Source organism: Rheinheimera texasensis DSM 17496 (genome assembly GCF_000711985.1).
Classification (GTDB): Bacteria; Pseudomonadota; Gammaproteobacteria; order Enterobacterales; family Alteromonadaceae; genus Pararheinheimera; species Pararheinheimera texasensis.
This window is the reverse complement of the sequence record NZ_KL544005.1, coordinates 1,065,481-1,086,764: the sequence shown is the minus strand read 5'-3', so window position 1 is coordinate 1,086,764 and position 21,284 is coordinate 1,065,481. Positions and strand designations below refer to the sequence as shown.

The window sequence follows — 21,284 nt, the reverse complement described above, 5'->3', positions numbered from 1 at the left end:
GTTACTTCCTTCTGTAAACTTTAATCACATCCGGCGTGACCCGGAGTTTGCGCATCACGTTGGCCAGATGAATACGGTCCCGCACCGACAGCGTGATTTTAATCACATAGTCGCCGGAATCCCGGTCGTCGGTCGACAGATCCTGAATATTGGAATCCTGCGACGCGATGACAGTCGTGAGTTTGGCCAACATGCCTTGTTTGTTCACGATAAAAATGCGGATATCAACCAGGAACTGTTTGTCGCCGGTCTGATCCCATTTCACCGGGAAATATTTGCCCGGTTCTTTTTCCCAGCCACGGATATTGCGGCATTCGGCGCGGTGCACGTTAAGGCCTTTGCCCGGTGAAGCGCTGGCGGCAATAGGGTCGCCCGGAATAGGCCGGCAACATTTGGCAAAAGTGGTGAGTAAACCTTCCGAGCCGACAATTACCGCTTTGACTTTGGATGGTAACGGATTGTCGGCGACGGTTTGCGCCGCAACCGGAGTGACTTCATCAAATTCACCAAGCAGACGGCGCGCCACGGCGATAGGCAGCTGATTGCCAAGGCCGATGTCGGAGTAGAGTTCGTCCAGCGTTTTTTTCGTGGTATGCGCCAGCACCCGCTCAATCCGCTCTGGGGCGATAGTCTCGATTTTGACTTCACCGAGCGCCGAGCCAAGCAGCCGTTTACCCAGCGCCACCGCTTCGCTTTGCTGTTGTTTTTTCAGGAAGTTGCGGATGCTCATGATGGCGCGGCTGGTCACCACATAGTTCAGCCAGCTGGCGTTGGGTTTACCGCCCGGACTGGTGATGATTTCCACCGTCTGGCCGGTTTCTAAGGCTTTGGTCAGCGGATAAGGTTTACGGTCGACCCGCACACCAACGCACTTGTTACCAATGTCAGTATGCACGGCATAAGCAAAATCGACAGCGTTGGCGCCAATCGGCAGCTCAACGATTTTGCCTTTGGGCGTAAACACATAGAGCTCATCCGGGTACAGCTCGGTTTTGACGTTTTCCACGAATTCGTAGGTATTGCCGGCGCTTTGCTGAATTTCCAGCAGGCTTTGCATCCAGCGCCGGGCGCGGATTTGCGCTGCGCTGTCGCCCTGTTCACCGGATTTTTTGTATTTCCAGTGTGCGGCGATGCCGTTATCAGCCATTTCATCCATATCGCGGGTGCGCATCTGGATCTCCACCGGAATACCGTGTGGGCCAATCAACGACGTATGCAACGACTGATAGCCGTTTTGCTTTGGAATAGCGATGTAATCTTTAAAACGGATCTCAATAGGTTTGTATAGGTTGTGCACAACGCCGAGCACGCGGTAACAGGAATCCACACTGTCGACCACGACGCGAAAGCCATAAATGTCCATCACATCGTTGAACATCAGCTCTTTGCTTTTCATCTTGCGGTAGATGCTGTACAGGTGTTTTTCCCGGCCTTTGACTTCGGCATTGATGCCGGCATCGCGGATGCGCGCAGAAATTTCGTTCTGAATTTTGTCGATAATTTCGCTGCGGTTGCCACGCGCTTGTTTTACTGCAGTTTCCAGCGCACGGTAGCGCATCGGGTATAAAGCGCGGAAGCCCCAGTCCTCGAGCTCATTTTTAATATTGTGAATACCCAGCCGGTTGGCGATAGGGGCGTACAGCTCTAAAGTTTCGCGGGCGATGCGGCGGCGTTTTTCCGGTTTTAACGCGCCGATGGTGCGCATATTATGCGTGCGGTCGGCCAGTTTAATCAGGATAACGCGGATGTCCTGCGTCATCGCCAGAAACATTTTCTGCAGGTTGGTGACTTCGAACTCTTTGATATCTTTAAATTTTACTTTGTCGAGTTTCGACACGCCCTGTACCAGTTCGGCGACTGTGCTGCCAAAACGTTGTTTCAGGTCGTCAAAGCTGTATTCGGTATCTTCAATCACGTCGTGGCACAAAGCGGCCATCAGGGTTTCGTGATCCATCCGCATGTCGGCCAGAATACTGGTGACGGCGACCGGGTGGGTGATGTAGGGCTCGCCGCTGCTGCGAAATTGCGGCGCATGCGCGTCGCGCGCAAGGATATAGGCCTGTTGCACCAGGGCAACCTGCTCAGGGGGCAAGTACGCGCTGATCTGTTGTTTCAGACCTTCAAATAAATACACAGTGTGAGACTCCGGGCCCGGATATCAGGGTTGTATCCGTTTTCAGACTCAAATATACGTGGATTTTCAAGGCTTGCCAACGGGATACCCCGTTGGCAATGGGCAGGATTAGTGATCTGAACCGATGATGGCGGCGACTGCGGCCATTTCAGATGCTTCCTGTTGCAGTTGGTCACGACGCTCCTGTTGGTCCAGGATGTCGGCAGTGATCAGGCCTTTTTCGATTTCGCGCAGCGCGACGACGGTAGATTTGTCGTTTTCGATGTCAACCATCGCTTCTTTGCCTTCCACTGAGAGCTGGCGTGCGCGGCGTGCGGCGACCAGGATCAGGTCAAAACGGTTACCAATTTGATTTACTGCATCTTCGACTGTTACGCGAGCCATTTTGCACTCCGGGATAAGACTGATTCGTTCAAAGCCGGCTAGTGTACGCTATTTTGCCGGTGTCGCCAACAGGCTGGCGAACAAGGCCGTTTGCTTTTGCTGCTGCTTGGCCAGCGTCAGGCGTTGGCTCAGCACTACTGCGGCAAACTGCTGCAGACAATGCTGGAAGTCGTCGTTGATCAAAACATAATCATATTCAGTGACATGGCTGATTTCGCTATGCGCCTGCTGCATGCGTTTGGCGATAGTCTCTGCACTGTCAGTGCCACGGCCATTTAAGCGTTTTTCCAGCTCGGCTACGCTCGGCGGCAGGATAAAAATCGATAACACGCCTGGCACTTGTGGCCGGATTTGCTGAGCGCCCTGCCAGTCGATATCCAAAAACACGTCGCGGCCTTTGGCCAGTTCTGTTTCGATAGCGCGGCGTGAAGTGCCGTAATAATTGCCGAAGACTTCAGCCCACTCCAGAAACACGCCTTCGTCAATCAACTGCTTAAACTGCTCGACACTGACAAAATGGTAATGCACGCCGTCGGTTTCGCCAGGGCGCGGCGCCCGGGTGGTATGCGACACACTCAGTTGCATGTCGGCATGTTGTGCCAGTAAGGCGTTGATTAAACTCGATTTGCCGGCACCGCTTGGCGCAGACAGAATAAACAGGTTGCCGGGTAAATGTTGCATGCGGAAATTCTCTGAAACAGGCTCTGCCAACAAAAACCGCAGTGTACGCAGAACGACGGCGGGCTGCAATCCACGACTTTTGCTGATTATTGCTGTGCTAAAGCCGGTTTAACCGGCTTTTTTCGCGGTGGCTTTGACTGATAACGTCAGCTCAAACCTGGCCATCGGCTCGTCGCCATGTAAGGAAGGGCAGGTGACAGTAATGCTGACGGTTTTGTTGATGCGCTGTCCGGTGGCGATGGATTCGTCCATCATCGCATCGATCAGTGCGCCGTCGTTGCTGCGAAACCAGACTTCTGCTTCCGGCCGTTTTAAAAATTCACCTTTGACATCTTTAAAGGCAAAGTTGGCGTTGATGCCGCGCTCACGCGCTTTGCTAAATACCAGAAAAGCGCCGGCTAAGTCGGCGCCAATGGCCAGCGCGCCAAAATAAATACTACCCAGATGATTTTTGGTACGCCAGGTGTGCGGCATGCTGACTGCCAAATGCGTATCCGACATTTCGCGGATCTTCGGGCTGCAAAAACCGATCAGCGGGATGTACCGCAGACCGAACCAAAACAGCATGCGCTGAGCTTGTTTCATTGTGACGCGCATTGTGACTCCGCAAAAACAGAAAAACCGGGCCACAGCATATCTGACTGTTACTGGTCAGACAAGTTATTGGTTTGGCTGGGTTGTCGCTCGCTGTATTGCTGTTCAAAACGCTGCTGAGCCTGTTGGCGCTGCTCGACACACTGGCGGATGCGTTCGGTCTGACGCACGCCAAAACAATAAAACGGCGGCTGATAATAATTCAGCCAGGCAAGCTGTTTGTTGCCCTGAAACGGCGCTTTAACGCTGATCACCGAGATAGTCATCCCGGCGTCAGGCGGATTGTTGCCTTGGCTGCTTGCCTGGGTCTTGGTCTGTTTTTTCGCTTGGCTGTTGGCCTGCACGGCTTGTTGCTGCTTTTTACGGGTTGCTGCGGCGCGTCGGCGCTGCGGTGTTGTAATGTCCTGCGGCTGCTGACAATGATATTGCAGCTGCAGTTCGAGCTGGGCTTGCTGCGCTTTGATTTTTAGTTCCTGTTTCAGCTTATAACCACGGCGTTGTTGTTCGCGGTTCAGTTCCAGTGCGGCTTCCAGCTGCGCACACTGGGCAACGCTGAACTGTTCAATTTGTGCTGGCGTGGGGGTGCTAAAACTCAGCAGCAGGCCCGGCAGCAGTCTACGGGCATAGCTGGCAATAAACGGAGTAAAAAGCGGGGCAAGCTGTTGAGCACACATGGGCAAATCCTTCTGTTGCAAAGGGTTCCGGTAGTCGTCCTGACCGCCGGTGGTTTTTGAGTCTGGCTTTTGCGTTGAGTTTTTGAGTTTAGTTAAATAAAAGTTAATTTCCAGCCGCTGCTGGCCGGACTTCCAGTCCCTGTAGCGCGTTGTCGAGGTTATCCAGATCTGGGTTCTGATTGTCGTCAGCCGGCGCTGTTGCAGTGCTGTTAAGGGGGGCGGGGGGTAAATGACTGACTACCAGGCTGGCCAGCAGATAAAACTGCAGGCGGCGGCTTTGTAGCGTGCCGGCCTGATGGCTGCTGTCCGGGTCCAGCCACAGCCGGACGGATTTGCCCTGTGCTAAAGCCTGTTGCTGAAATTGCTGTAACGTCGCTGCTGAAATGCGGTCGTCGCGGCCTGCAGCCCACAGAAACAGCGGGCGTTGCAGAAATTTAATGCGCATTAGCGGCGATTCTCTACTTAGCTGTTGTTGCCAGCGCCGGTCTTGCCAGGGCACGCCGGCCGCCTGAAACAATGTACTGAGGCTTGGTTGACCATAAGGCGTGGCGGCTACCGGCAGATAAGCCTGTAAGGTGGCTGCCAAATCCACCGGCGCAGCCAGCGCCAACCCAAACCGAAAGCGCTGTGGCTGCGCCTGCAGCGCCTGGACCGCGAGATAACCACCAAAGGAGTGGCCAATCACCAGCTGCTTCGTCGGGTCGCCAATGCCGGTTGCCAATAAAAGGTCGAGCCCGCTAAAGATATCGCTGAGCAGCGGGCTTTGCGGGCCAAAATCTCCCTGCGCCGCCTGCAAAAAAGCCTGACCGTAACCGGCCGAACTGCGGTACTCGGGTTGCAGCACAATAACGCCGTGATTGACCAGCCATTGCACCCACACATCGTACGACGGGTCGGTTCTGCTAAAAGGCCCGCCGTGGATTAGCGTCACCAGCGGGCTTTTGGCCAACTCCCGGCCCGGCGGCAGATAAAGATATCCTGGGATAGTTTGGCCGTCCGGCGTCTGCCAGGCGACTTGCTGTGGCGACACTCCGGCCGGCAGCGGCGCTGCGGCACTGAGCCGCAATGGCTGGCGTTGCTGGATCTGCAGGTCTTTATTCAGCGTCAGCAGCAGATGCTGCGCGTTGATTTGATCGCTGCAGCTGAAACTGGCCAGCAGTCTGTTTTTATCTGCTGCAGTTTGAGTGGCGAGTTGCAGCTGCATCGAACACTGTGGTTGTAGTGCCTGCAGCTGGTCCAGCAGTGACTGCCAGGCCGGGTCTGTACTTTGCCAATACAGCCGCTGATACAAACGTGCATATGCCAGCAGTTTGCCATCGCTACTATGTAAGGTCTGGCTGATGTCGGGTTGCAGGCCGGCTGCCGGTGTCTTTGCAATATCGTCAGGCAGTTGCTTTGGGATTTGTCGGGAGCTTTGCGGTGAAAATTGCTGAAGTAATAGCGTTCTGCCGGCGGCGTCTTGCCAAACCGGACGCGGCTTCGCGTACGACTGGCTGCCTTCTGTGGCCGGCCAGATTTGCTGTGCCGCGTGATTGGGTTTGAGCCACCAATAGCTGAGACTGGTTTGCTGCCACTGCAACACAGCACCGGCGGCATTGAGTTCAATCACCTGCATTTGCTGGCGTGGTGGGATTTGTTTCTGGCCCGGTAAGGCAAAGCCGGGTTGCCACAGCGTGCGCAGCGTTTTGCGCCGGATGTCGAGCAGCTGCAGCAGGTCGGACGATGCCAGCCAGAGCTGTTGTTGATCTTCGCTTAGCATTAGTTGAGTTGGCGGCACTTCGCGTTGTTTATGCAGCACCTGCTCTTCGCCATCACCCTGACTGCGGCTTAGCCAGTATTGCTGGCCTTGCCGGCGCCAATAATAAACCCAACGCCCGTCTGGGCTTAGCAACGGCTGTAGCGGTAACTCCGGAAAAAAATGACCGGCGCTGAAATAACTGGCTAAAGGGAGACCGGGTAGCGGCGGAGATTGTTCACTCTGCAGTTTCAACTGCTGCCAATCTGCGGCGCTGAATGCCGTGATCACTGGGTCTGCGGGCAGCGGCGCCGCAATCGAAGGCACTGGGCTCAACGCTATACAAAGCCAGCAGACGGTCAGTCTCAACTGGCGGTAATGGCGAATCGCATTAGCCCGCATCCGGTACATCAGCCTCTTTGGGCCAGAGTTGCAGATTTGCCAATAAGCACAAACGCCCTTGTTGCCATAAGGCATATTCACCGCTGTTTTGCTGTGTCAGCTGTAGCGGGATGCCGGGTAATACCGGTGTTTTAAACTGCAGATAGAGCTGCTGTACCGGAACAGGTAAAGCCTGACATAGCAATGCAGCACTGGCCATGCCATGCAAAATCGGTTGCGGCTGGCCAAATAATCGGGCCGACCAGCGCCACAAATGAATAGGATTGTAATCACCGGATAAACGGGCGTAAGCGCGGGGAGCCTCTGGAGCTGTCTCAATCTCCGCGATGCGCTGTTCCGGTCGGATTGGGGCTTGAGTTGTTTTGTGACTGTGGCCACTTCGTACTCCTTTTTGCAGCAGGTACTCGCTGCTGCCGGTCAGGACTAACCGCTGCTGTTGCCATAACTGCTGCTCAGCCCGCAGTAGCAGACCTTTTTCATGAGGCACTGTCGATAGTACGGTGCAAATTAGCAGCGGGCCGTCACCGCAAAGTTGGGTTTCAGACTGGTGTTTTCGCGCCTGTAGTTCATTGTGCAGATGGATCAAGCCCGCCACTTTTAATCCAGGGCATTGCAGCATGCTGGCTAGTTGAGCTTTTTGTAGCAGCGGGTAATAAAAACACAAAGGCACAGGGCCAGCTGGAATACCAAAAAACTGCTGATAGGCGGACAGCTGAGCAGATGATGGCGCGGACGTCTGATGACAAAACTGACGCGGCACAGGGCCAAAAGGTTGCTTTGGCTGCAGCAATGTCAGGCCCGCTTTGAGCAACAGCGGCCAGAGCGCTGCCGGTAGGGGCACCGCAGCTATATCTGCAGAGGGGGCTGGGTCAGTATGCGTCATCGGCCACTACATGTCTGTGAAAACGAGATAAACAGGAGCTTATCAGACCCCGGTGGCTGAACCCAGCATTGCCTGAAGGCTGCTGTGTGACAAATTTTTGCTTAAAAGTTTAATATTTGCTAGCGTCCTGCACTTTTGTTGAATGGATACTGCACGAGGGAGTTGCTGTTATGTTGCCGAATATACGCCGGCTGTTTTGGATCTGGATTGCATGCTTTGCAGTTTTCTCATTCAAAATCAATGCAGATCAAGTACTACAGAGTATTCAGGTCGAAGACAAAGCTTATATCAGGACTGACACCCAGCTGCTGATCTATTCATTAACAGATGGTTCTTTCAGCAAAAATGCGGAATTGCCTGCTGACGCCGGCCCCATAGCTGTCAGTGACGGTAACATCTACCTCATCCGCGATAGCAGTTTGTATCTGTTTGATATCAATAACGGCACGTCCAGGCTATTTCGCAGCTATCCGAGTGCACTCAAAGCGGTGGCAATTGTTGGCCATCTGCTGTACCTGACCAGTCAGACCGATTTATGGGTGTCAAATCTCAATACTGGGGTTGAATATGATCGGCAGAGCTTCTCGAATCTGACAGAGCGGTTAGTGGTAGATGGCAACAACCCCGATGCGTTTGTCATCACGGATGACGGCCCGGCACAAGGATATACGCTGCATCGGCTGGCGCTTGATGAGCAGCGCCGCTTTATGCGCACACAAAGTAGCAAGATGGCGTTAAATTCACCGGATTATGCCTTGTTTTTCGCGCCGGATCGCACGGCATTCTATGGCAGTGACGGCCGGTTACGCGACTTTACCAGCCTGGAGGCTTTTGCCCGCGCCGGGTTATACATCAATGATTTAGCCTGGCATGACAGCGAAGCAATCGCTTTATCTGAGCGCAGTGTCTATCGGATTGGTACGGATTCGACTTTACTGGAACGTTATCGGATCCCACACGATGAATTTTCCACAGAAAACCGTATCGCACGAATTTTTATCTGGCAAAACCAACTCTACCTGTTGGAGCGGGACGGCCTGACCTTAACGGCTGTGAGCTTCAGCCAATTTGAACCAATTTTGCCGAACGAGCCAAAAGACCCGACGAATTTGGCTTTTGAGCCCGCAGCAGTGTTTGCCAACCAAAGTCAGGATCAGGTCTATTTGCTGGATAACAGCCGCTTTCAGCTCTATCGCTGGGATGTGGCCAGCGAAAAATATCTGACCTCAGTGGCGCTGCAGCGGGAAGTCGCAGAGTGGGTGCCGGCACCGGCACAAAACCGGCTGTATTTCCGTTATGTGGGTGACCCGGTTATTTATCAGCTTGCTTTGGCGACCGGGGTGGTCAGCGCCTTCAGCAAAGAACCTGAGATCCCGGTTGGAATGGGCCTGGTTGGTGAGCATTTGATGGTGCGTGATCTTGGCGTGCAGTCCGGCACCGCACTTGCGCGCTTTTTCAACTCAGATGGTAAAACAGTCGAAATCATCCAGAATTGGCCAGTGCCGGCGGGCAGCGTCTACGAGCCGATTCGTCAGCGCTTTTACCATATCGAGGACTATCAGGGCGAAGCACTGCACTGGATGGAATTTGATAGCAAACAGCTGATATTCGGCGATAAAAAAACGCAAAATAAGCAGAACCGGAACCATATCTATGGCCAGCCTGAATTCTCACAAAATGGTGCGGCCATGTCGGTACAATATGGCCATGTCCTCAGTGCCGCCAGTCTGAAACTGCAAAAAGATTTGCGCCCCGAAGCGCCAACCAGCTTCATTTACACAACGCTGCATCGCTGGGTACATGGCCAACTGTTTACGCTGAGCCCGGATAGTCGGTATGAGGAAACGTATCTGAGCCATTGGCGCGCCGATTTGGCTGTGGCCAATGCGCAAATTCTGCCCGGCAGACCCGTGGCGCTGCTGGGCTTGCCGCTGCGCAACAAAGTGTTGGCGGTGACTCTGCATCTGGGGTTCCCGCAATTGCAAACAATCCCCCTGACGTTGACCGATCTGGACAACGATGGCGTCAAAGACGATACCGATTTATTTCCGGCTGATAACAAAGAATGGCTGGATCTGGACTTTGATGACATCGGTGATAATGCCGACGCCGATGACGACGGTGACAACGTCAATGACGACCAGGATGCCTTCCCGCGAGATAAAAAAGAGTGGGCAGACACCGACCGGGATGGTACTGGCAATAATGCAGATACCGATGATGACAATGACAATGTACCGGATGATCGGGACGATTTGCCGCTAGACCCTACAGAGTCGGTTGATACGGACAAGGATGGTATCGGCAACAACAAAGATACCGATGACGACAACGACAGTTACCCGGACAACAATGATGCCTTCCCGCTGGATAAAACCGAATGGCTGGATACGGACAAAGACGGGACTGGCAACAACGCCGATACAGACGATGACAATGACAAAGTACCGGACAGCAGTGATGCGTTTCCGCTCGACCCGACAGAGAGCCTTGATACTGATAAAGATGGTGTCGGAAACAACAAAGACAGCGACGATGACAATGACGGCGCTGCGGACACGGAAGATGCATTTCCATTAGATGCCAGCGAAAAATCCGACCACGACAAGGACGGCATCGGCGACAACAAAGACTCCGACGATGACAACGATAACCGGCTGGACAACGCCGACTACTATCCACGGGATGCCAGCCGCTGGGATTTGGATGCGCGCAAGTTTATCCCGCAGCTGACTGGCAGTACCTGGACCTATAACACGGTGACAGCGTCATTGGGGCAGTCCCAGATGTTCGGCAGTCAGTCGCTGTTGCCGCTGCAGTTTTCCAATGGCAACAGACTGTATTTGCTGGGTTTTAATGGCGAGCTGCAACTGCATGGTCTGTATCTCCCGGCCATATCAGTCGGTGGTGCTAATTTTTCGGTGGATTTACGCTTTGATCGCGCGGTGAATCTGGCGTATTCAGGCATGCAAATCGAGAAAGGTCAGGTCAACATCAGCCCGACCTACGGTAAAAAATCGATGGACTACACGGCCAAAGTCGAAGCCGCTGGCTGGCAGAAAGTGAAAGTTGGAGCCGGCGAATTCGATGCAGTGATGGTGAAACTGCAGCTCAATGCCGGAGCAGCCGTCGAATCCGCCACTAACAATGTCTTTATCACCTATGACGCAACTTTTTGGTTCGTAGAAGGCGTTGGCTTGGTGAAAGTACAGGAATGGAGCAAGTCGACCGAGTTACAAAGTTATCAGATTGGCGCTCCGGAGACTGCCAAACCAGGAAGCAACAGCGCAGACAGCGCCGGAGGCGGTAGCCTGAGCGCGGCATTCGCGCTGTTATGGTTACTGGCGGGCTGGCGGCGTCTGATAGTACCAACACAGCGCCGCTAAAGACTGTGTTTATCGGCAGGGATGCCGGTGAATTGTGTTGACGCCAGTGACCAGCGCTATAGCTTCATAGAATAGGCCGGCTGTTACAGTTGTGACAGCGCCAGCTTGCCGGCAATAAGCGTTAATAACAGCGCTACAGTGCTGTCAAACAGCCGCCAGCGCTGCGGTGAGCTCAGCAGTATTTTCAGCTTAGGCGCCAGGCCTGTCAGGGCCCCAAACCAGCAAAAAGACGCCAGACAAGCGCCGACCGTAAACCACAGCGGCGACGGCTGGGCGTTGCCGATGCTGCCTAACAGCACCACAGTATCCAGATACACATGTGGGTTTAATAAGGTGATAGCAAAAGCCGTCAGCGCGGTTTTGCCGGTTGATTGCAGTTGCACTTCACTACTGGTCAGCAGGCCAGAACTGCCTTGCCAGGCCCGCTGCGCGGCACCATAAGCCAGATACAACAGCATCAGCACACCGGCTACAGTGAGCAACGGCACCAGCGGTGGGATCCACTGCTGCAAAGTCGCGATGCTGCTGACGCCGGCGACGATGAGCAGCGCGTCGCAGCCGATACAGACCGCCGCAATCACCAGCCGGTTGGCTCCGGCCATGCTTTGGCTCAGCACCCAGATATTCTGCGCGCCGATGGCGACAATCAGGCTTAAGCCAATACTAAATCCAGTCAAAAACGACAACATCACCAAGCTCCGCGCTCTGGAAGATCACAACCCAAGCTTAAGTGCTGGCTTAAAATGAATCTAACGAATAATAATTGTGATACATGATTGAAAATCATAATGCGCTGAAACTGGCGAAGAACCGGGAGCACCCACATGCTGGATTACCGTTTATTACAGGCGCTGGCGGCTGTCACAGCACAAGGCGGTTTTGACAAAGCCGCCACTGCGCTGCATCTGACGCAGTCGGCAGTTAGCCGGCGCATCAAACAGCTTGAAGCCATTTTGGGTCAGCCGGTGCTGCAGCGCAGCACACCGCCCAAACCCACGGCCGCCGGCCAGCGTTTGCTCAATCACTTGCAGCAAGTGCGGCAAATGGAAAGTGCACTCGGCCTCACCGAACCCGACAGTCCGCTGCAGGTGCGGCTTGCCACCAACGCCGACTCGCTCGCCACCTGGTTGCCGCAGGCTTTGGTGTTACCGGCACCGTCGCAGTTACAATTTGATTTGGTGGTGGAGGATCAATCCGTCAGCCTGAAACGGATGAAACAAGGCGACGTGATGGCGTGTATCTGTGACAGCCCGCAGCCGGTTAATGGCGGCGCTGTGATGCCGCTCGGCGCACTGCGTTATCGCGCTGTGGCGAGCCCGGCTTTTATCCGCCGTTATGGCCTGCAACCTTTGACTGCCGAAGCATTGGCGCAGGCGCCTTGTCTGGTGTTTAGCAACGATGATGCGCTGCAACACCGGTTTTTGCACGACATCGCCGGCATCAGCCCAACACTGGTGCATCAGTGCCCATCGTCCGAAGGTTTTTTAAAAGCAGTGCTGGCCGGTCTAGGCTTTGGCTTGTTGCCAGAGCTGCAAATGCAAATGCAAACGCAATTTGCTAATGGCGAGCTGATTGATCTCGCGCCGGGATATTTTCTCGACACGCCGCTGTACTGGCATCACTGGCAAACCGAAAGCCCGCAGCTGAAGCAACTGCGGCTACAGGTGTTGGCTTGTGCAAAGGAATGTTTGGTCGGGATTTAGATGCTGAGCGGGTAGTCGCCGGTTTTTTGAACTGTGGTTTAGTCAGTTTTGTTTAAGCTGCTAATCAACGATTGCGCAATTGCCGATTTGGCTTTAGTTGATGATGGCAACAGATGTGTGGCTGGAACTTGATGCACAGCACCGCCTACTTATCGCGGCAAAGCCAACACCGCCACCACTGCGTTCGCCCGTTCGCGCCTCCCGCGCTCACTCTTGATCGCTCACTCCGCGGCTGCCGATGTTGGTTTTGCTGGGGTTTGGCGACAGCTGCTTTGAGCGAAAAGCAGATCTAGAAATAACTAATTTTTGGGCATTATTAAATGTCTGCGTTACTTCAAACGCAGACATTTGGACTTTGTGGGCTATGTAGGCGCTGCACCACATTGCCAGCCCTGCTGGTGAGCACTGATCACTTCTACTGGAAATGACTGATCGGGCTGCTGGTGGTTTTGCGCAATATGGACATGAAGAAAAGGACACCGGCATGGGCGTCCTTTTCTGAAATTAATTAATATTTTAACATTCTCAATTAATGATTAATGTAGTATCTCGAAGGTTCAATTGTTACCATCTATCTTCTTTATCTCTAATTATTTTTATAACTTTATTTTTCTTCACACCTATATATATCCGATCTGATATTTCCAGCATAAGCCCAATGAAACATATGAATCCATATACATCCCAGTTGGATATCATATTATTCATCGCAGAACTAAATGAGCCGCTTGTAATGGACAGCCCGACAAATATAATCGGAAAAACAACTGCCGACGCAATTGCCATTGCAACACTTCCATTGATAAACGATAAAACAATGATCATCAGCTTTTTGTCTGTGTCATTATCAGTCATTCTATTTCTCTTTTATCTCTTGTTTTACCATTTCGGTAGTACCAGTTGATACGCTCTTCCGAGTCACGGCAGAAATAGCACTTGAGCCAGTGATTGCCAACTGCGCCAGCTATTTGACCAAGACCAGCACCAAGAGCATTTCCAGCTAATTCTGCATTCGATGCGGCGAGATTAGAAACTTTGAATCCTTCTCCTCGTGCTGTATTGACGGTCATCTCGCCTGTCATATTCGCACTGCTTCCAATGATTGCTCGTGCAGTAGCACCCATAGAAGTTCCTGCAGCTTTACCAACAGCACTTGCTTCCGCAACCCACCTAACAAACAAAAGTATTTTTCGCCCGCTCTGAGATATACAAATAAGGCACCCAGATGCCGAGAGCTATGGCGCTGCTGAAGAGGGATTTGATGATGTCGTCGGTCCAGACTTCCAGCTGTGGAAACATCAGGCTGGTGATCAGGGTGTCGCCGAGCAGGAAGGTGGCGGCCATGGCGGCCAGTATAAAAAAGTACTTCGGCAGTAAGCTGCTTTTGCGCATAAACAGATAAATCAGATAGACCGACAGCGCCAGCATTAGCAGGTTGATCAGCATTTCAGAGAAAATCAGCAGAATAAAACCAGCGGAGGCGGCGTGCAGGATATCGCTGAAATCGCCGTCGCTAAACAGCGGTTGGTACAGACCCCAAAGGTTCACCAATAAGCGGAAAGGCCCGAGCCAGATGCCAAAACCGAGTAACCACAACCAGCCGCCAAAGGCCCAGGGCTGAGGTACCGGGGCTTGTACCGTGTTTTCTGCCGTTGTTTCCGGCTGCGCCGTAGTCCCTGTGTTGTTCATCAGTCGTCCTGGTCTGTTTGCGGAAATCGTTGTGTTCAAGCTATCGGTTTTTCTTTTTTATTACAACAAGATATCTACATATGTACCTAAAAATGTTTTTGCCGGCAGACCTGAAAAAAACGGGGCCCGCAGGCCCCCAAACATCGCACTTCTTTGTTCTTGTCTGAATTGTTCTCGCGATACATATGTTATTTAATAACAGTTAAAATTGATATTGATTGTTATGTTTTAACACGATATTTTAAGCCAACACAACGATTATTTTTGCAGCAGGCTGAACCGGCTTTGCTGCAGGGAAAAAGGAACACAACCTTGACCAACAGAAGGCTTGCCGCAGATGAGCAAGGACAGGAATTGCCTTTAACCGGAAAAGGCCTGGGCGACTGGCAGCAATTGTCGACATCAGGCTGGTCTTTATTCGATGGCGATATTTGTTTACCGGTCGCGACGCTGAACTGGCAGGTGGTAGAGCGGAACCTGGCCTGGATGGCGACTTTTGCTAGCCAGCAACAGGCGCTACTCGCGCCGCATGGCAAAACCGCGATGACACCGGCGTTATTTCAGGCGCAGCAGGCCGCCGGAGCCTGGGGTTGCACTGTGGCGACTGTGCCGCAGCTGCAGGTGGCTGTTGCCGCCAGCATGGGCCGGGTGGTGTTAGCCAATCCATTAGTCGGCCGCGCCGAACAGCGTCAGGTCGCGAAGCTACTGCAGCAAGGGCTGGAGTTTTATTGCCTGATTGATGACGCGACGCAGCTGCCCGGCCTGCAACAGGTGATGGCTGAGGCCGGCGTCACTTTGCAGTTGTTGCTGGAACTCGGGGTGCCGGGCGGGCGCTGCGGGGTACGTGGCGCGGAGGCAGCGCTTGATTTAGCAAAGCGCATCACAGCGTACCCGGCGTTAAAACTCTGTGGTGTCGAGTTTTATGAAGGCGTGGTTAAAGGCGGTGAGGCTGCGCTCAAACAATTTATCCGCGATGGTTATGCCACTGCGGCGCAGCTTCATCAGGCCGGTTTGCTGCAAACCAATGCAGCGGGTCTTTATTTAGTCAGCGGCGCCGGTTCTGCTTATTACGATTTAGTGGCGGACGAATTTCAAAAGAGCAACATAAGCCAGCAAGGCTTTGCGCTGGTGCTGCGGCCCGGCTGTTATGCGCTGCATGACAGCGGCATTTATCAGCAGGCACAGCAGCAAGTGCTGGCGCGAAGTCCGCAGGCTTGTTTGATCCCCGGTGCGCTGGAAGATGCCTTATTAGTGTGGGCTTATGTGCTGTCGCGCCCTGAGGCGGACCTGGTGGTGGTCGGGCTTGGCAAACGTGATGCGGCTTTTGATGCCGGGCTGCCGCAGCCGGCGCTGTGGTTTCAAACTGGCATGGCAAAGCCTGCGCCATTTACCGCCGAAGCCCTAAAAATCATGGACCAACATTTATTACTGCGGGTGGCGGCCACAACAACTTTAGCTGTTGGTGATATGCTGGCTTTTCGCACGTCCCACCCTTGTCTGACGCTGGATAAATGGCGGCAGCTGGCGGTGCTGGACGACGATTTTATGGTGCGCCGGGTACTGGCGACCCAATTCTGAACAAAATCAGCCTGGCCTTGGGCCTTAAGGACATCCAGCTGTGGATATAGTGACAAGAATTCATGAATGTCTGGCGCATCTGCGCCCGTCTGAGCAAAAAGTGGCGCGGTTTATCCTCAATGACCTGAACTACGCCGCCAATGCGCCTATCAATGAACTGGCCGATCAGGCCGGCGTCAGCCATGCCAGCATTACGCGGCTGGCGCGGGCGCTGCAATGCACCAACGTGCGTGAACTGAAACTGCGGTTGGCGCAGTCAGCCGCCGTCGGTGAGCGCTTTAACAGTGAACAGCAAGTCGAGCAAAAAGACATTCCGGCCATTTACAGCGCCATTGTTGAAATTTTGCAGCTCAACACCGGCCTGATTCGCCAGGAAGCCATCGAAGCGGCATCGCAGCTGATGATCAATGCACCTAAGGTGCTGATTTTTGGCGTCGGTGGTGGCAGCTCCGTGCTGGCGCAGGAAGCGCATAACCGCTTGTTCCGGCTGTGTGTGCAAAGCAACGCCTATTCCGACCCATTGTTGATGCGGATGACCGCGGCCAGCGTCGACAAAGGCGACGTGGTGCTCTGTCTGTCGCTCAGTGGTTATAGCCCGGATGTCGAAGCGGCGGTGCAGATTGCCAAAGATTATGGCAGCCAGGTCGTGGCGATTTGTCCGGACAGCCGCTTGTCAGCGCTGGCCGATGTGCATCTGCCGATCCTGACGCAAGAGTCTGATTTTATTTATAAACCCAGCGCGTCGCGTTACGTGATGCTGGCGGCCATCGACATTCTGGTCAGCCAGATTGCAGTGCTGAATCAGCGCAAATCCCGCGAGAAACTGCGGCGGATTAAACACGAACTGGATGAACACCGCAAAGGGCCGGAGCGCCTGCCGCTGGGAGATTAATGTTGGGAAACCCGAGTTCCGCCGCTGCTTTGCAGTGTGACCTGCTGATCCGCAATGCGTTGTTATTGGATGGCAGTGGCCGCCCCGGCTGGTACGCCGATTTGGCTGCGCAGGCTGGCACCATTGTCGCCATTGGCGATTTGGCCGGGGTAGATCTCCAGTCAGCGACTGTCGTGGATGCCACAGGGCTGGTACTGGCGCCGGGTTTTATTGATGTACATACCCACGACGATTTGGAAGTACTGCGTAACCCGCAGATGCTGGCGAAGCTCAGCCAGGGCGTGACGACGGTCATTACCGGCAACTGTGGCATCAGTGCTGCGCCGGTTTCGCTGCGCGCTGAAGTGCCGGACCCGATGAATCTGCTGGGGCAAAGCACGGATTTTTGTTATCCGCACTTTGCCGATTATGCTGCTGCGGTGGATGCAATACAGCCCGCAGTCAATGTGGCGGCACTGGTGGGGCACACGGCGCTCAGAGCCAGCATTTTGGACCGGCTTGATCGTGCCGCGACGCCCGGCGAAATCGACCAGATGCGCCAGACGCTGGAACAGGCTCTCTTGCAAGGCGCTTTGGGCTTAAGTTCGGGCCTGGCTTATCACAATGCCGCTGCCGCACCGGTCGAAGAATTATTGGCGCTGGCCGCGCCGCTTTGTGCCGCCGGCGCTATTTACACCACGCATTTACGCACTGAATTCGATGGCATTCTTGATGCCCTGACCGAAGCGGCGGATTTGGGTCTGAAGCTCAATGTGCCGGTGGTTGTGTCGCATTTAAAATGTGCCGGCGTGCTGAACTGGGGCCGCTCGGCGGAGATCCTCGATTTTTTTGCCGCCAGGCGCAAACAGCAGCAATTCAGCTGTGACTGTTATCCCTATTCGGCCAGTTCCAGCACGCTGGATTTGGCGCAGGTCACCGCCGACTTTGCCATTATGATCACCTGGTCAGAACCGGAGCCGGCCAGTGCTGGACGTTTGCTGGCGGACATCGCCGCCGACTGGCAATGCAGTTTGCTGGAGGCCGCCACACGACTGATGCCGGCAGGTGCTGTGTATCACGGCATGCATGAAGCTGACGTGCAGCAGTTTCTACAGGCGCCGTACAGCATGATTGGTTCCGACGGCCTGCCTTGTGACCCGCTGCCGCATCCACGTTTGTGGGGCGCCTTTCCACGGGTGCTTGGTCATTATTGCCGTGACTTAAAGCTGTTTGAACTGGCCGAAGCCATTCACAAAATGACCGGGTTGTCGGCGGAGAATTTTAATCTGACCGGGCGCGGGCTGCTGCGCGAAGGTTATCAGGCCGATCTGGTGTTATTTGACCCTTCGACAATCCGCGATAACGCGACTTTCACTCACCCTGTTGCTGCTGCGGCCGGCATTTCTGCGGTCTGGGTCAATGGTGTGCTCAGTTATCAGCAGGGCGCGGCGACAGGTCAGCGCGCCGGTCGTTTTTTAGCCCGCCAACCGGCGCGAAATTCCGTTATTAAACATCCCAACTCCAATCCAGATAAGGAAGCACAAGCATGATCCGCAGATTTGGCGCCGAAGGCGGCACCGGCACCGGTGGCCAGTTTTTACCTTTTTCCCGCGCGGTGGAAGCCGGTGGCTGGTTGTATGTATCCGGCCAGACGCCGATGAAAGATGGCGAAGTGGTCGAAGGCGGCATTGTTGAGCAGTCGCGCCTCGCCATTCAGAACTGCCTCGACATCATGCAGGAAGCCGGTTATGGCCTTGAGCATGTGGTGCACGTCACTGTGGTACTGACTGACCCGCGTTATTTTGGCTCGTTTAATAAAGTGTTCCGCGAAGTCTTTGGTACCCATCCGCCGGCGCGGATCTGTGCTGTCGCTGATTTGGTGGTGGACTGCAAAGTGGAAGTCGACGTCACCTGCTACAAAGGCAGCTAAGCGCGCGACAAAACAACGCTGCGACAGAGCAAGGCGGCCACAGAGCTGCCAGTCTGCGTAGCGGAACATCGGCGCGACAGCGCAACGGGGAATAAACATTTCATGCAACAATCCATACAACAAACAGAGCAGCAATGGCTGTTTCTGACCGGTTTTGCGCTGTATTTACTGGCGATGGTAATGCTGGGCTGGTGGGTGTCGCACCGGGCTAAAGGCGCTGGCGAGCAAAGCGGCGAAGACTTTTTACTCGGTGGCCGCGCTTTGCCATTCTGGCTGATGCTGGGCACTACAGTCGCGACTATGGTTGGCACCGGTTCGTCGATGGGCGCAGTCGGTTATGCCTATCAACATGGCTGGGGCGGTGTGTTGTATGGCCTTGGCGGTGGCATTGGTATTTTGCTGCTGGCCTGGTGGTTTGCGCCGCTGCGCAAGCTCAATTTCCTCACCATGGCGGAGGAGCTGAGTTATTACACCGGTGCCGACAAGCAGGTGCGCCATGTGGTCGGTGTGTTGATTTTTATCGCCTGTATCGGCTGGCTTGGCGCACATATGCTTGGCGGCAGTATGTATCTGGCCTGGCTCACTGGCCTGAGTTTAACTGAGAGTAAGTTATTGATAGCCGCTGGTTTTGCCATTTATGTGGTGATTGGCGGTTACACCGCAGTGGTCTGGACGGACGCGGTGCAGGCGATCATTTTATTTGTCGGTTTTATTCTGATGGCGGGTTTTGCGCTGGCGGCGGTGGGCGGTGTTGACGCTATTCAGACGCAGGCCAATACGTTGGCGGCGGCGCAAACTGCTGGTACCGCCTGGCTGCCCGGTTTGTCGCTGGCGGTCGCGGTGGCGGTTGGTGTGCTGGCGACGCCGAGTTTTCGCCAGCGGATTTATTCCGGCAAAGATGTCAGTGCTATCCGCAAATCTTTTGTCTGCTCTGGCCTGTTGTATCTGTTTTTCTCGATGATCCCGGCCGTGTTGGGCCTCGCCGCCCTGCAGCTGGCACCGTCGCTGCAAAACCCCTCTTATGCCTTTCCATTTCTGGCGCTGAATACCTTGCCGCTGGCGCTGGGTGTGTTAGTGCTACTGGCCGGTATTTCTGCGACCTTGTCGAGTGCGAGTTCCGATGCCATCGCCGGTGTGTCGGTGTTGGTTGGCGACTTGTACAAAGCGCTGTTTGGCCGTTTGCCTGCGCCGGAAAAAGTAGTGTTGCTATCGCGGCTCGGGTTGGTCGCTGTGGTCGCGCTGGCTCTGGGTTTTGCCTTATTGGCTGACAATATCATCGGCTATATCACGACGATGGTCGGCATGGTGTTGTCCGGTTTGTTTGCCGTGGCGCTACTCGGCCTGCGCTGGACCCGGCTGAATAAAGCCGGCGCGCTGGCGGCATTATTAACCGCGCCGCTGGTGTCGTTATTGGTGTTGTGGTGGCCGGGTGCTTTGGCTTTTTGGGGCAATCCGGTGATCCCGGCGACGGTGTTGAGTTTGGTTGCGGCGATAATCGGCAGCCTGCTCAGCGCGCCAGTGGCGATGAGCCGCGCTGAAGCCCTGGCGCTGCTGGCGGCAGGGCGGGTCACCGATCAGCCCGCGACTGGCCCAGAGAAAACCGGCGGTTATTCAACTGCCACTGAGGCGGAGGCCGGCTGATGCGCATCGGTTTTTTTGGTGAAGTGATGCGTGAGCATCGGGCGGATGGCCGGGGTTATGGTTTTGGCGGCGATACGCTCAATACCGCTTTGTATCTGCATCGGCTCAGCACTCAGCACGGGCTTAACATCGAAGTGCAGTATTTCACGTTGCTGGGGCAGGACGTTGCCAGCGAACAGCTGGCAGCAACGTTGGACACAGAGGGTCTAGTGCTGCGGGCCCCCCGGCATCCGCTGAAAACGCTTGGCCAATACTGGATTGATATCGACGCCAGCGGCGAGCGCAGTTTTCGGTATCAGCGCGATGACAGCGCAGTGCGGCAGTACTTTTCACCTGAACAGACATCATTGCAGCAGACGCCGCTGGAGCAGGCGCTGGCTGACGGCAGCCTGGATGCTTTGTATCTGAGCGGTATCAGCTTTGCGATCCTGACCGAGCCAGACCGGCAGCGGCTGTATCAGGCGGCGGCAGATTTTGTTGGCCGCGGTGGTCGGCTGATTTATGACAATAATTTCCGGCCTTTGTTGTGGCAAGCCGAAGCTGCCGCGCGCTGGCAGCAAAAGCTGTTGCCGCTCTGTCAGCTGGCGCTGTTGACCGACAGCGACGAGCGGCTGATTTGGCAACTTCCGGATGCAGCACCGGCGGCTTTAGTCGACGCAGCGCTGCACGCCGGCGCCCGCACCGTGCTGCTTAAATGCGGTGCAGCGCCTTGTTGGGTTGGCACGGCAGCATTGCGGCTACAAGTCGAAGCGCAGCAGGTACGTCAGCTGGTCGACAGCAGCGGTGCCGGCGATGCCTTTGCTGCCGGATTTCTAGCCCGTTTTTTGACTGCGCCTGATGCTTTAGTGGCGGCAGATTTGGTCGCAGCGGATTTGGTCGCGGCAGATTTGGTGGCGGCTGCGCAGGCAGGCCATCAGCTGGCGGCGGCGGTGGTGCAGCAGCATGGCGCTATTATCCCGCGGGAATTGATGCCGCAAATCAGCTTGCAAGGAGCCTGAG

At 54.7% G+C, this 21,284-nt stretch carries 19 protein-coding genes; 8 read left to right on the top strand and 11 right to left on the bottom strand.

Features of this window, described 5'->3' with window-relative positions; translation table 11 throughout:
• Window position 1: 1 nt before the first annotated feature.
• From spoT to Q399_RS0115360, 7 genes are all read right to left on the bottom strand, one after another.
• Entirely contained in the window at window positions 2-2,134 is a 2,133-nt protein-coding gene (gene spoT / locus Q399_RS0115390; protein ID WP_031569907.1) for a bifunctional GTP diphosphokinase/guanosine-3',5'-bis pyrophosphate 3'-pyrophosphohydrolase, read from the bottom strand.
• Window positions 2,135-2,242: 108 nt separating this feature from the next.
• On the bottom strand, window positions 2,243-2,518 hold the full coding sequence (rpoZ, locus tag Q399_RS0115385; RefSeq protein WP_031569906.1) for a DNA-directed RNA polymerase subunit omega: 276 nt from the start codon (window positions 2,516-2,518) through the stop codon (window positions 2,243-2,245).
• Between the two features lie 48 nt (window positions 2,519-2,566).
• Window positions 2,567-3,199 carry a guanylate kinase gene (gene gmk, locus Q399_RS0115380; RefSeq protein ID WP_031569905.1) on the bottom strand — a complete coding sequence of 211 codons (633 nt, stop codon included), beginning with the start codon at window positions 3,197-3,199 and terminating at the stop codon, window positions 2,567-2,569.
• Window positions 3,200-3,307: 108 nt separating this feature from the next.
• On the bottom strand, window positions 3,308-3,796 hold the full coding sequence (locus Q399_RS0115375; protein WP_031569904.1) for a PaaI family thioesterase: 489 nt from the start codon (window positions 3,794-3,796) through the stop codon (window positions 3,308-3,310).
• A 47-nt stretch (window positions 3,797-3,843) separates the two neighbouring features.
• Window positions 3,844-4,467, bottom strand: a complete 624-nt coding sequence (locus Q399_RS0115370) for a hypothetical protein (RefSeq protein WP_031569903.1) — start codon at window positions 4,465-4,467, stop codon at window positions 3,844-3,846.
• A gap of 103 nt (window positions 4,468-4,570) precedes the next feature.
• A complete protein-coding gene (locus Q399_RS0115365; RefSeq protein ID WP_031569902.1) occupies window positions 4,571-6,604 on the bottom strand; it encodes an alpha/beta hydrolase family protein in 2,034 nt (677 codons plus the stop codon).
• Window positions 6,594-7,487, bottom strand: coding sequence for a MaoC/PaaZ C-terminal domain-containing protein (locus tag Q399_RS0115360; RefSeq protein WP_084164395.1), 894 nt, complete (start codon window positions 7,485-7,487; stop codon window positions 6,594-6,596). The genes Q399_RS0115365 and Q399_RS0115360 overlap by 11 nt, the downstream gene beginning before the upstream one ends.
• A gap of 170 nt (window positions 7,488-7,657) precedes the next feature.
• Here Q399_RS0115360 and Q399_RS22270 point away from each other — a divergent pair, with 170 nt between their 5' ends.
• A complete protein-coding gene (locus tag Q399_RS22270; RefSeq protein ID WP_031569900.1) occupies window positions 7,658-10,873 on the top strand; it encodes a PQQ-binding-like beta-propeller repeat protein in 3,216 nt (1,071 codons plus the stop codon).
• An 83-nt stretch (window positions 10,874-10,956) separates the two neighbouring features.
• On the opposite strand, the gene Q399_RS0115350 is transcribed toward Q399_RS22270, so the two are convergent.
• Window positions 10,957-11,562 (bottom strand): LysE/ArgO family amino acid transporter, encoded by a 606-nt coding sequence (locus tag Q399_RS0115350; RefSeq protein WP_031569899.1) that lies wholly within the window; start codon window positions 11,560-11,562, stop codon window positions 10,957-10,959.
• Window positions 11,563-11,697: 135 nt separating this feature from the next.
• On the opposite strand from Q399_RS0115350, the gene Q399_RS0115345 reads away from it, so the two are divergent.
• Complete coding sequence (locus tag Q399_RS0115345) at window positions 11,698-12,576, top strand: LysR family transcriptional regulator ArgP (protein WP_031569898.1); 879 nt, start codon at window positions 11,698-11,700, stop codon at window positions 12,574-12,576.
• A 564-nt stretch (window positions 12,577-13,140) separates the two neighbouring features.
• On the opposite strand, the gene Q399_RS0115335 is transcribed toward Q399_RS0115345, so the two are convergent.
• From Q399_RS0115335 to Q399_RS21710, 3 genes are read right to left on the bottom strand one after another with little or no spacing between them, the layout of a single operon-like run.
• Window positions 13,141-13,431, bottom strand: coding sequence for a hypothetical protein (locus Q399_RS0115335; protein WP_031569897.1), 291 nt, complete (start codon window positions 13,429-13,431; stop codon window positions 13,141-13,143).
• Window positions 13,428-13,700, bottom strand: a complete 273-nt coding sequence (locus Q399_RS0115330) for a hypothetical protein (RefSeq protein ID WP_031569896.1) — start codon at window positions 13,698-13,700, stop codon at window positions 13,428-13,430. Before Q399_RS0115330 ends, Q399_RS0115335 begins: the two co-directional genes overlap by 4 nt.
• A gap of 46 nt (window positions 13,701-13,746) precedes the next feature.
• Complete coding sequence (locus tag Q399_RS21710; protein WP_051686058.1) at window positions 13,747-14,265, bottom strand: DUF2569 domain-containing protein; 519 nt, start codon at window positions 14,263-14,265, stop codon at window positions 13,747-13,749.
• A 312-nt stretch (window positions 14,266-14,577) separates the two neighbouring features.
• Between Q399_RS21710 and Q399_RS0115320 the strand changes: the two genes are divergently transcribed.
• From Q399_RS0115320 to Q399_RS0115295, 6 genes are all read left to right on the top strand, one after another.
• Entirely contained in the window at window positions 14,578-15,843 is a 1,266-nt protein-coding gene (locus tag Q399_RS0115320; protein ID WP_051686057.1) for an alanine racemase, read from the top strand.
• Between the two features lie 40 nt (window positions 15,844-15,883).
• Window positions 15,884-16,735 carry a MurR/RpiR family transcriptional regulator gene (locus Q399_RS0115315; RefSeq protein ID WP_031569893.1) on the top strand — a complete coding sequence of 284 codons (852 nt, stop codon included), beginning with the start codon at window positions 15,884-15,886 and terminating at the stop codon, window positions 16,733-16,735.
• Window positions 16,735-18,264 carry an N-acyl-D-amino-acid deacylase family protein gene (locus Q399_RS0115310; RefSeq protein ID WP_051686056.1) on the top strand — a complete coding sequence of 510 codons (1,530 nt, stop codon included), beginning with the start codon at window positions 16,735-16,737 and terminating at the stop codon, window positions 18,262-18,264. Before Q399_RS0115315 ends, Q399_RS0115310 begins: the two co-directional genes overlap by 1 nt.
• Window positions 18,261-18,644, top strand: coding sequence for a RidA family protein (locus tag Q399_RS0115305; RefSeq protein WP_031569890.1), 384 nt, complete (start codon window positions 18,261-18,263; stop codon window positions 18,642-18,644). Before Q399_RS0115310 ends, Q399_RS0115305 begins: the two co-directional genes overlap by 4 nt.
• Window positions 18,645-18,746: 102 nt before the next feature.
• Window positions 18,747-20,285, top strand: a complete 1,539-nt coding sequence (locus tag Q399_RS0115300) for a sodium:solute symporter family protein (RefSeq protein ID WP_051686055.1) — start codon at window positions 18,747-18,749, stop codon at window positions 20,283-20,285.
• Window positions 20,285-21,283, top strand: coding sequence for a PfkB family carbohydrate kinase (locus Q399_RS0115295; RefSeq protein WP_031569887.1), 999 nt, complete (start codon window positions 20,285-20,287; stop codon window positions 21,281-21,283). The genes Q399_RS0115300 and Q399_RS0115295 overlap by 1 nt, the downstream gene beginning before the upstream one ends.
• Window position 21,284: the final 1 nt, after the last annotated feature.